Genomic DNA, 10,455 nt, shown 5'->3' on the forward strand with positions numbered 1-10,455 from the left:
TCCGGAGGTGCACCCATGGCCTGGTCGCAGGACGAGGAGCGGATGCTGGCCCAGATCGAGCAGCACCTCGTCGACGACGATCCGCGACTCGTCGCCCGGCTGGAGTCGTTCAACCAGCGGGTCGGTCGCAGTGAGGAAAGGACCAAGGGAGAGCCGAGCGGCCGGCGCCGGCCGCGCCGCACGACCGTCATCATCCTGATCAGCTGGCTGTTGATCGCCACGCTGGTGGCCACTCTGCTGATCATGGTGCTCCGGCATGAGGCGGCCGCGGCCCTCGCCCTCGCGGCTGCCTTCTGAGCCCACCGGCCCAGGCGCGCTGCACCATTCCGTAGTCGATCACCACGATCTCCTCCTGCCGCAGCAGCTCACGGGCCTGGGGCGAGGCGAGGAACGCGTGGTCGCCGCTGCGTACCCGCCAGCCGTCGGGGTCCACGGCCCGCGCCTCCGCGTCGTCGAGGCCGGGATGCACGGCCCACTCGCTCAGGCCGGCCGGCAGAGTGCGCAGCAGTTCGGCGTACCGTTCGGCCTTGCCGTCGGGGTCGAAGGAGAAGCTGTCCAGGAAGCCGTGGTCGATGACCGGCAGGCCGCGGCCGCGCAGCCGCTCGCGGGCCGGGTCGAGCCAGGCCCGCACCGCGAGGCCGTACTCGCCGGCCAGGGTCAGCGTCAGGTCGAAGACGTCGGCGCGCCCGCCGTCGGCCAGGCAGTGCCAGTCCAGGTGGGCCGGCCTCAGCCCGGCATCGAGTACGGCGTCGATCTGCGCCCGGAACTCGGTCTCCACCTCGTCGAGCCGCGCCCGGGCGAGCAACTCCGGTATGCGGTGGTGCGGGTACAACGCGCCGGTCTCGTCGAGCAGCGAGCTCACCCGCTCCCGCGCGGCCAGCGGCCCCCACCGCAGCCTGGGCATCTCGCAGACCATCGTCAGATGGACGCCGAAGGGGATCTCGGGGCGTCGCCGCAGCAATTCCATGGCGTGGCCTGCGGCAGGACAGGGCACCATCAGGCTGCACGAGCCGGAGATCCCCTCCTCGATCGAGCGGATCACGGCCTCGTTGACCGCCGGGTACATTCCGAAGTCGTCGCTGTTGACGATCAGCAGTCGCGCGTCGGGCGCGAATCCCAGCAACTCGCCGGATGTCTGTGCATTCACGTCCTCAGCCTGGTGCTTGTGAAGGACCTATCCAAACGGTTTACGCGTGTCAGCGCAGGCCGCGCTTCGGCGGTCCAGGCCGGCCTCCACCCTGCGCGACATCGCACCCGGCCCGGGCCCGGAGTACGACGCCGCGGCGGGCCGCGGGCGGCCGGTCAGGCGTCCTGACCGGCCACCTGGACGGTGGGCTCGTGGCGGACCGGGAAGTTGACCGAGGTGGCCACGAAGCAGGCGTCGTGGGCGTCCGCGTGCAGCTTGAGCGCGGCCTCGGCCATCTCCGGCGACCTCACCGTGACCGTGGGCCGAAGGATCACCTCGGTGAAGTGGCCGCCGTCACGGGTCTCGGTCATGGTGCCGGTCGCGTGGTCGGCGTACGCGGTCACCACGACCCCGGCCATCGCGCACTTGTGCAGGTAGGACAGCATGTGGCACTGGGAGAGCGCGCCCACCACGAGCTGCTCGGGGTTCCAGCGCGAGGGGTCGCCGCGGAAGGCCGGGTCGGAGCTGCCCGCGATGGGCGGCGGGCCGTCGGCTGACAAGTCGTGGTCGCGGCCGTAGTCGCGGTAGCCGCTCGTGCCGGTGCCCTTGTCGCCGGTCCAGGTCACGACGACCGGGTAGGTGTGCTGGCGGGCCATGGAAGATCACTCCTCGGTGCGGGTGCTGGCGCGGGTGTCGAGAACGTGTGAACGGGCGATCCGCGCGGCGCGCTCTGGGCGCCCTTCCGTGATCGCGGTGAGCAGGTCGGCGTGCTGGCCGGAGACGTGCGCGGGCCGCGACGGCGGCGCCAGCGAACGCAGCGTGGACACCTGGATCTGGTCCCAGATCCGCTCCAGCGTGCGCAGCGCCATCGTGTTGCCCGCCAGCTCGGCGATCATCCCGTGGAAGCGCCGGTTGAGCCCGGCCGCCTCGGGGAGCCGCCCCCGCGCCGTGACGCTCGCCGTCTCGTCCGCGAGGTCGCGGAGCGCGGCGAGGGCGGCCGGGGCGATGTGGCCCTCGCGCTGCCGGATCGCGGCCAGTTCCGCGGTGAGCGCCTCCAGCGCCGCGCGTACCTGATAGGCCTCGCCGAGATCGTCGCGTTCCAGGGCGACGACGACCACGCCGCGCCCTGAGGGGCGGACGAGCCCGTCGGCGGCCAGCGCGCGCAGCGCCTCCCGGACGGGGGTGCGGCTCATCCGCAGGGTCGCCGCGGCCTCCATCTCGGTCAGCCGGGCCCCCGGCGGGTACGTGCCGTCCAGGATCAGGTCTCGTAACCGGCTCCACGCCACATCGGCCTGCATACGGGCGAGCCTAGCGTTCTGCATGCAATGTATGCAAAGCCGGGGCGGTGACGGGTTCGGGACCTGAGTCGGTGACGATGACGTCGTCCTCGTAGCCGGCGCCGCCCACGGACGGCATCGAGATCCGGCATTCCAGGGCCAGGCACATCCCCGCCTCCAGCCGCTCGCCCGCGGACGGCCCGTCCTGCTCCACCCAGGGCGGCTCGAACGACAGCCCCAGCCCGTGCCCCCACACTCCGTCGAAGCCGGACATCCCGTGATGGGCGGCGAACGCCGACCGTTCGAACACCTCCTGGCACCGCCGCGCCACCTCGCCGATCCGCCGCCCGGGCCGCAGCATCTCGATCCCGGCCTGGACGCTCTCCCGTACCGCGTCCAGCAGCCTGCGCTGCTCCGTGGTCGGCTCCGCCCCGACGACCCAGCTACGGGCGAGGTCGAACAGGTAGCCGTGCACCGACCCGTACAGGTCGATCCTGAACAGATCGCCCGCGGCCAGCCGCCGGTCGGCGCGGTAGGGGGCAGGGCCGGAGGCGGCGAACGTGTGCGACTCGGCGCCGGAGGACACGCCCATGCCGTAGTAGGCGCCGCCCGCCCGGGTGATCTCGGCGATCGCGGCCGCCGCGACCTCCGCCTCCGTGGCTCCAGGCGTGGCCGCCTGCCGCGCCGCCGCCATCGCCTGCCGGCCGAGCGCCCCCGCCGCGCGCAGCAGGTCCAGCTCGGCCGGGCTCTTCCTGCGGCGCGCCTGCCAGCCCAGATCGTCGGCGCCGACCAGCTCGTGCCCGGGGATCACCGAATGCAGCCTGCGCCACCAGGGCGCGGCCATCACCTCGCATCCGATCAGGCCGATCCGGCCCGGCGGCAGGGCCCTGATCCGCTCGGCGAGCGCGTCCACGAGATCGCGCGCGGTACGCAGCCGCGCGGCAGGACGCGGCTCCTGGACCGCCGAGGCGTCGGTCAGCAGCAGCGCGGGGCCTTCCACGGGCAGCAGCACCGCCGCGTGGCCCTGCGCCCGCCACCGCCCGGGAACGTCGGGGACGAACGGCTGGTGCTGGTAGAAGCCGGTGAGGTAGTAGACGTCGGCGTAACGGTCCTGCGCGGACCCGCCCCTCGACCAGGCCACCACGCCCCGCAGGCCGGACCGCGCGGCCAGGCGCCGCATCGCCTGCTGCCGCCGCGCGTACTCCTCGCCACCGATCCCCAGCACACTCCGATCCTGCCCACCGGCGACGCTCCGTCACCCTCCGGAGCGGGCGTCCTGATGAGCGCGCAGGGCCTCGATCACCCAGGTGAGGGTGGGTACGGCCGGCGGCGACGGCTCCTGCCCGTTGAGCGCCGCCAGCAGCGCCCAGTAACGCTTCACCCGGGCGTCGGCCACCGTCTCCAGCCATGGGAGCAACGCCCCTCTGTCGGCCGCCGGCCCGGCGACACGATCCAGGACGCGCCTGCCCTCGGCGGAGCCCGGCGCGGTCCCCTTCGCCAGGGCGGGACCGGCCTCGGCCAGCGCCCGCGCGCGCACGTCGTATCCGCCGGCGGGACCGGGACCGGCGAGCGCGATCCGCCGCAGCCGGGCTCTGAATCCCTCGTCGGCCATCAGCCCGGCCAGCTCCATCCAGACGTCGAGCTGCGCGGGCGACGGCTCGTCGGGAAGCTCGCGCATCCAGCCCGCGATGATCGCCGCGTCGCCGGACAGCTCGATCCCGTCGAACGTGCCCGCCACGAACTCCGTCACGATCTGCCGCCGCTCGGCGTCCGACAACTGGGCGATTCTGTGCAACATCAACGTCTCCTCTGCCGTGGCGCCACGTTCCGAGATCAGGCTCAGCACGGCACGGCGCGCTCGCAGCGCCCGCAGCTCCGCGTCCACGGTCCGCAGGTGCACCCGCGCCACCTCGGCCATCGTGACCCGCCTGGCCAGGATCCGCTGGACGTCCTCCAGCCCGATGCCCAGCTCGCGCAGCATGCGGACCAGGTCGAGCCGGGCCGCGGCGGCCTCGTCGTACAGGCGGTAGCCGCCCGCGGAACGCCCGGTGGGCGGCAGCACGCCGCTGTCGGACCAGAACCTGATCGTCCGCACCGGCAGCCCGGCCCGCCTGGCCAGCTCGCCGATCGTGTAGAGCCCTTCACTCACGTGGGGAAGCCTGCACCTTCCACCCAGTGGAGACGCAACAGCGCGGGCTGTCCCGTCACAACCCCTTGAGGAACGTCACAGCCCCTTGAGAAATGTGGCCGCCACCGGAGCGGCCACCGCGCCGCCACCGCCGCCGCCCTCCACGACCACCGCGAACGCCACGTCCTCCTTGAACCCCATGAACCAGGCGTGGCTGTCGAGCTTCTCGCCGGTGCCGTACTCGGCCGTGCCGGTCTTGCCGTGCGTGCCGGACGGCAGCCCCGCCGACTTGGCGGTGCCCTTGGTCACCACCGCCGACATCATCGCGTGCAGGTCGTCCTTCACCCCGCCGGGCAGCTTCCGCGCGGCGGCCTTCTGCTTCAGCGTGGGCACCAGCGTCGGGGGCCGCCAGGTGCCGTCGGCGATGGCGGCGGCCACCGAGGCCATCGACAGCGGGCTGGTCGTGATCCTGGCCTGCCCGAACGCCTCCGCGGCCAGCTCGGCGTCCGACTCGGCCTTGGGGAAGCTCGGCTTGGCCGCGGGCACCCCGATGTTCAGCGGCTGGTTGAACCCCACGTCCTCGGCTGTCTGGAGCAGCTCGTCCGCCCCCAGCTTCTGCTGGGCCAGCGGCGCGAACGTCGTGTTGCACGAATGCGCGAAGGAGTCGAGGAACGACAGCGACCCGAACTGCTCCTTGTCGGAGTTGCGGATCCGCATCCCGCCGACGGTCGCGTACATGGGGCACGTCACCGTGTCCTGCGGCGAGATGCCGGACTTCAGCAGCCCGATCGCCGTGACCGCCTTGAACGTCGAGCCCGGCGGGTAACGGCCGTCCAGCGCCCGGTTGAACCCGCCCACGTTGTTGACCACGGCCAGGATCTCGCCCGTGGACGGCTTGACCGCCACGACCGAGGTGGGCTTCTTGATCTCCTTGACGGCACCGACCGCGGCTGCCTGCGCGCGCGGGTCGAGCGTGGTCCGCACCGGCTCGCCGTCGGAGCCCTCGATGGTCTCCAGGGTCTTGCCGCCGAGCTGGATCTCGGTGGACGGCGTCCCGGCCAGCCGCTTCTGGAACGTCTCCTGCAGCCCGCCGCGCCCGACCGCCTGCCCGACTTTGTAGGCGGGCCCGAGCTTGGCCACGTCCTTCTTGGTCGCCTTGTCCAGGAAGCCGACGAGCTGTTGCACGGACCCGCCGACCGTGCCGGTGTCGATCCGGTCGCCGTCGGCGTCGGTGATCTCCGCCCGGTCCGGCCAGCGCGTCTTGAGCGCGAAGGACGCCTCCGACGTCATCGACGGGTGCAGCGCCGACGGCTTCCAGTCGACCTTCCACGTGCGGTCGGCCACCACGAGGTCGAGCTGCCCCTCATAGGACCACTCGCCGATGTTCTTCAAAATCAGGGTCGCGGTGTACGGGGCGCTCGCCCGGCCGTCGCCCTCCTTTACGGCGCCCAGCTTCACCGAGGCCGACTCCACCGCGAGCGCGTCGCGCTGCTGGGCGTAACCGCCGAGCTGCTGGGGCGTGGCCAGCTGGGCCGCCATCGCGGCGTCGTCGCCGGCCTGCCACGCGGCGACGAAGCGCTGCGCCGTCTCCGCCGGTGTCCCCCTGGTGTGCAGCACGTAATAAGCTCCCCCGGCCGCGGCCCCCACCGCGAGCACGGTGGCGCCGGACACGATCGCGATCGTACGGCCCCGCACCACTGATCAGCCCCCGTTCGTCGACGACAGGTGTCCGAGCCTAGGGCACGCCGTTGGCCGCCTTGAAGCTGGCCGCGTAGGTGGGGACGTATTCCTGGCCGGACAGCCGCTGGATGGCCGCCATGATGTCGTCGGTCACCCGCCGCCGGTCACGCGCCTTGGCGTGGTCGCCCTCGAACCGCATGGGCGTCCCGATCGCGATGCCGATCCGCGCGGGCCTCGGCACCTTCGACCCGAGAGGCATCACCTTCTCGGTGCCGCTGAGCGCCACCGGCAGCACCGGCGCGCCCGTCTTGAGCGCCAGCCAGGCCACCCCGACCTTGCCGCGGTAGAGGCGGCCGTCGGGGGAGCGGGTGCCCTCGGGATGGATGCCGAACAGCTCTCCCCGCTCCAGCAGCGCGGCGGCCTCGTCCAGCATGACCTGCGCCGAGTGGGCGCTCTCGCGGTCGATCGGCAGGCTCCCGCCCAGCCGCATGAAGAAGCCGGAGACGGGATTGCCGGAGAAGTACTCGTTCTTGGCGGTGAACGTCACGTGCCGCGGCAGCAGCGCGGGCAGCAGGAACGAGTCGAGTATCGACAGGTGATTGGCGGCCAGGATCGCGGGCCCGCTGCGCGGAACGTGTGCCGCGCCCGAGATGTGCGGCCGGCACATCGCGTTGGCCAGCGGCGCGGAAGCGAACTTGACCACTTGGTAAAGCAACGAGCTCTCCTGATCATCGAGCGGTCGGCCACCCCACCATAAAGCAGGCGCCCCAGCCGGTGAGCGGGGACGCCTGGGAAAAGCATTGAGGCCGATGTGGCGGTCGCCTCCTCGGCGAGGTGCACAACACGGCTCCAGCCGAACGGTATTCCGTGAAGGCGGTAATTTGCGGCCCGGGGGACACAGACCACATCGGCCTCTCGATGCTAACGGACATCTGGCGAGTGGAATTCCATCGGGGCTCAAGAATCGGTCACGTTCTGGTCCAATGTGGTTGCGCCACGTCGAAGACCCGCTGCTCACGCCCACGCAACGCCACTTCGGCGAACTGCCACAAAATCGCCCCGGTCGGCGCGTGGATCACGATCGACGGCCCCAGGGGCATCTGCAGCAGTTCCCCCTGCCAGCGCGGCACCCCGGGCGCCAGGAACCGCTCCAGCGGCACCGCGTGCACCGAGGCCACCTCCCGGGGGTCGGCCACCGGCCGCTGCCCGCCGCCGAACGCCACGAACGGCGTGATCACGAACCCCGAGTCGGTGACGAAGTCGTCCAGCAGTCCGGCCACCTCGACCCCGGTGACGCCGGTCTCCTCGGCCAGCTCCCGCAGCGCCGCCTCGACCGGCAGCTCGCCGTCGTCCAGCCGCCCGCCGGGCAGCGCCCACTGCCCGGCATTGCGGCCGCGCGGGGCACGCTTGATCAGCACGGTGTACGGGACCCGCCCGGCGTCCTCCAGCACGCACACGGTGACGGCCGCCCTGCGCACCCCTTCCGCCGGTGGCACCTCCCTGCGCTCGAAGGCGGCAAGATGGGCGATGATCTGCTCGCGCAGCACGTCGATGGGTGACAGCACACGTCCAGGATCGCACGGCGCGTGGCGCGGCGGCCGTACCTTGCGGGGTCAGCCGCGCGGCCCCGTGGCCATGAGGAGGACGCCCAGGACGATACCGGCGATCATCCCGATGCCGGCGGCGACGGCCGCCCACTTGCCCAGCGGCTCACCCCGCGTGTGGCCCACGATGCCCAGCACGATGCCGGCCAGGCCGAACAGGATCGGGATGAACAGCACGGCCACCACCGCGCACACGAACCCGATGACCGACAGGACCTGGTGGCTCGGCGGCGCGTGGACAGGCTCCTGGTACGGCCACCGGCTCTCGTGCTCACTGGGGTCCGGTGAAGAGGTCATGCGGAGCTCCTCTCGGCATCCGCAGCCGCCTACCCGATTCAGGCCGCTTCTACCGGGCGTCCACCGGGCGTCCGCCGGGGCGGGTGAGTTGCGGCGGCAGCGGCCGGGCGTGGACGACGTCGAGGCGGGAGACGGCCCGGGTGAGTGCGACGTACAGGCGGTTCAGGCCGCGCCGCTCCGCGCCGGCGATGGCGGCGGGCTCGGCCACGATCACGTGGTCGTACTCCAGGCCCTTGGCCGCCGACGCGGGCACCACGGACAGGCGCCCGCCGACGTCCAGGCCGTGGTTCGAGATCGCGGACGTGAGCGGTTCCACCGCGGCGTCGGTCGCGATCACCCCGATCGACCCCTCGTACGCGTACGCCTCCCGCACCGCCGCCGCCACCCCCTCGCCCAGGTCGGTCACCCGGGTCAACCGCAACCTGCCGTCGGCCCGGTAGGAACGGGTGGCGGGCACGTCCGCGCCGAGCGCCGCCAGCAGCGTGTTGGCCAGCTCCACCACCGCGCCGGGCACCCGGAAGCCGGTGGTCAGGGCGATGACCCGGCCGTCCGGCTTGCCGAGCAGCGCCATCCGGTCCTGCCACGACGTGGCGGCCCACGGCGTGGTGCCCTGGGCCAGGTCGCCGAGCACGGTGAGCGAGCCGTGCTCGGCGCGCCTGGCCACCGCCCGGCACTCCATGGGCGACAGGTCCTGGGCCTCGTCCACGATGACGTGCCCGTAACCGCGCGGGCGCTCGATCATCGCCGCGACCTCGTCGAGCAGGACCAGGTCGGCCGCCGTCCACCGGGCGCTCCTGACACTGCGCGGCGGCCTGGGCCAGGTGATCGCGGCCCACTCGGCCTCGGTCAGCACGCTGCCGCCCGGCGCGCGGGCGACCTCCGCGGCCGGGCCGCGCAGGACCTCGTACAGGACCTCCTCCGGCTTGGCGGCGGGCCAGACAGCGTCCAGTGACGGGGTGACGGCGCGGGCGACCGCGCGGGTCCAGGCCGCGTTCGCGGTCCGGCCGCGGGCCTCGGCCTGGCGGGTGATCGAGGCCACCACCTGGGCGCGCACGCGTTCGCGGCCGACGCCGTACGGGAGGGACGCGCGCCGGGCGCCGTCGACGATCCTGCGCAGCTCGTCCTCGCGCACCCGCCACCGGGCGGAGCCGTCGGCCACCACGACGGGTTCGACCGGTTTGACGATCCGCCCGTACAGGGCCAGGCGCAGGACCTCGGCCATCCGCGCGTCGTGCTTGACGACCGCGGCCGCCTCGCCGTCGGCGGCGGTCACGGGGACGGTGGTCAGCAGTCGTTCCAGCGTGGTCTGCTCGACGTCCATCTCGCCGAGCGTGGGCAGCACGGCGGAGACGTAGCCGAGGAAGGTCCGGTTCGGCCCCAGCACGAGCACGCCGGCGCGTTCGAGGCGGCGGCGGTGCGCGTACAGCAGGTACGCGGCCCGGTGCAGGCCGACCGCGGTCTTGCCGGTGCCAGGGGCGCCCTGGACGCAGATCGAGGTGTCCAGCTCGGCGCGTACGAGGTCGTCCTGCTCGGGCTGGATCGTGGCGACGATGTCGCGCATGGGGCCGACGCGGGGGCGTTCGATCTCGGCGGCGAGGATCCTGCTCTCGCCCTCCTCACCCCGGTCGAGTCGCTCGTCCTCGAACCCGGTCAGCGTCGTCCCCGACCAGCCGAAGCGGCGGCGCAGCGCGACGCCCTGCGGGTCGCGGGCACTGGCCCGGTAGAACGCCCGCGAGACCGGCGCGCGCCAGTCGATCACCACGGGCGGCCCGCCGTGCTCGCCGGTGATGTGCCGCCTGCCGATGTGGTACGCCCGGCCGCCGTGCTCGGCGGAACCGTGGCCGAAGTCCAGGCGCCCGAAGAACGGCGGCCCGTCCGGCTCCTCGCTCAGCTCCTTGGCCAGGCTCTTGAGATGGCGGCCCAGGCGTTCGGCGCTGTAGCGGTCGCCGGCCACGGTCTCACCGACGATCACGTTGTCCCGCGCGCCGTCGAGCATCCTGCGCAGCCCGGCCGCGCAGCGTTCGACGTACGCCCGCTCGTCGTCGAGCGTGCCCATCACACCTCCCGAAATCGTTAACTCGGTCAAGAGTTTAACCAGGTTAACATCTTGATAGAGTTTCCTCATGACGGGACTACGTGAGCTCCAGCGGCGGCGCGTCCACGAGGCCATCTCGGCGGCGGCCGTCTCGCTCTTCCTCGAGCGCGGCTTCGACGCGGTGCCGGTGACGGAGATCGCGGCGGCGGCGGGGGTGTCGAAGCCGACGCTGTTCAAGTACTTCCCGGCGAAGGAGGACCTCGTCCTGCACCGGATCGCCGACCATCAGGAGGAGTCGGCGCGGGTGG

General features: G+C 72.7%; 12 protein-coding genes. 2 read left to right on the forward strand and 10 right to left on the reverse strand.

The features are described from left to right. Positions 1 to 15 precede the first annotated feature (15 nt). Complete coding sequence (locus ITP53_RS29800) at positions 16 to 297, forward strand: DUF3040 domain-containing protein (RefSeq protein ID WP_195898777.1); 282 nt, start codon at positions 16 to 18, stop codon at positions 295 to 297. On the opposite strand, the gene ITP53_RS29805 is transcribed toward ITP53_RS29800, so the two are convergent. The 10 genes from ITP53_RS29805 to ITP53_RS29850 form a co-directional block, all read right to left on the reverse strand. Then, a complete protein-coding gene (locus ITP53_RS29805) occupies positions 242 to 1,147 on the reverse strand; it encodes a polysaccharide deacetylase family protein (RefSeq protein ID WP_207756584.1) in 906 nt (301 codons plus the stop codon). The genes ITP53_RS29800 and ITP53_RS29805 overlap by 56 nt on opposite strands. Positions 1,148 to 1,302: 155 nt before the next feature. Then, positions 1,303 to 1,782: an OsmC family protein gene (locus tag ITP53_RS29810; protein WP_195898778.1), complete on the reverse strand. Its 480-nt coding sequence runs from the start codon at positions 1,780 to 1,782 to the stop codon at positions 1,303 to 1,305. A gap of 6 nt (positions 1,783 to 1,788) precedes the next feature. Then, positions 1,789 to 2,424 carry a GntR family transcriptional regulator gene (locus ITP53_RS29815; RefSeq protein ID WP_195898779.1) on the reverse strand — a complete coding sequence of 212 codons (636 nt, stop codon included), beginning with the start codon at positions 2,422 to 2,424 and terminating at the stop codon, positions 1,789 to 1,791. A gap of 10 nt (positions 2,425 to 2,434) precedes the next feature. Next, a complete protein-coding gene (locus tag ITP53_RS29820; protein WP_195898780.1) occupies positions 2,435 to 3,628 on the reverse strand; it encodes a M24 family metallopeptidase in 1,194 nt (397 codons plus the stop codon). Between the two features lie 30 nt (positions 3,629 to 3,658). Next, positions 3,659 to 4,552: a helix-turn-helix domain-containing protein gene (locus ITP53_RS29825; RefSeq protein ID WP_195898781.1), complete on the reverse strand. Its 894-nt coding sequence runs from the start codon at positions 4,550 to 4,552 to the stop codon at positions 3,659 to 3,661. A 75-nt stretch (positions 4,553 to 4,627) separates the two neighbouring features. Then, positions 4,628 to 6,202 carry a penicillin-binding transpeptidase domain-containing protein gene (locus ITP53_RS29830; RefSeq protein WP_328816192.1) on the reverse strand — a complete coding sequence of 525 codons (1,575 nt, stop codon included), beginning with the start codon at positions 6,200 to 6,202 and terminating at the stop codon, positions 4,628 to 4,630. 64 nt (positions 6,203 to 6,266) lie between these two features. After that, positions 6,267 to 6,926 (reverse strand): lysophospholipid acyltransferase family protein, encoded by a 660-nt coding sequence (locus ITP53_RS29835; protein ID WP_236051318.1) that lies wholly within the window; start codon positions 6,924 to 6,926, stop codon positions 6,267 to 6,269. Positions 6,927 to 7,179: 253 nt separating this feature from the next. Further along, on the reverse strand, positions 7,180 to 7,776 hold the full coding sequence (locus tag ITP53_RS29840) for an NUDIX hydrolase (protein ID WP_195898783.1): 597 nt from the start codon (positions 7,774 to 7,776) through the stop codon (positions 7,180 to 7,182). A gap of 48 nt (positions 7,777 to 7,824) precedes the next feature. After that, the gene (locus ITP53_RS29845; RefSeq protein WP_207756585.1) at positions 7,825 to 8,112 is read right to left on the reverse strand and encodes a hypothetical protein; all 288 of its coding nucleotides are present in this window, start codon (positions 8,110 to 8,112) and stop codon (positions 7,825 to 7,827) included. Positions 8,113 to 8,161: 49 nt separating this feature from the next. After that, the gene (locus ITP53_RS29850) at positions 8,162 to 10,168 is read right to left on the reverse strand and encodes a HelD family protein (RefSeq protein WP_195898784.1); all 2,007 of its coding nucleotides are present in this window, start codon (positions 10,166 to 10,168) and stop codon (positions 8,162 to 8,164) included. Positions 10,169 to 10,235: 67 nt separating this feature from the next. On the opposite strand from ITP53_RS29850, the gene ITP53_RS29855 reads away from it, so the two are divergent. Beyond that, a partial coding sequence (locus tag ITP53_RS29855; protein WP_195898785.1) for a TetR family transcriptional regulator occupies positions 10,236 to 10,455 on the forward strand: 220 nt, incomplete at its 3' end.

This window comes from Nonomuraea cypriaca, assembly GCF_015645445.1.
Lineage (GTDB): Bacteria > Actinomycetota > Actinomycetes > Streptosporangiales > Streptosporangiaceae > Nonomuraea > Nonomuraea cypriaca.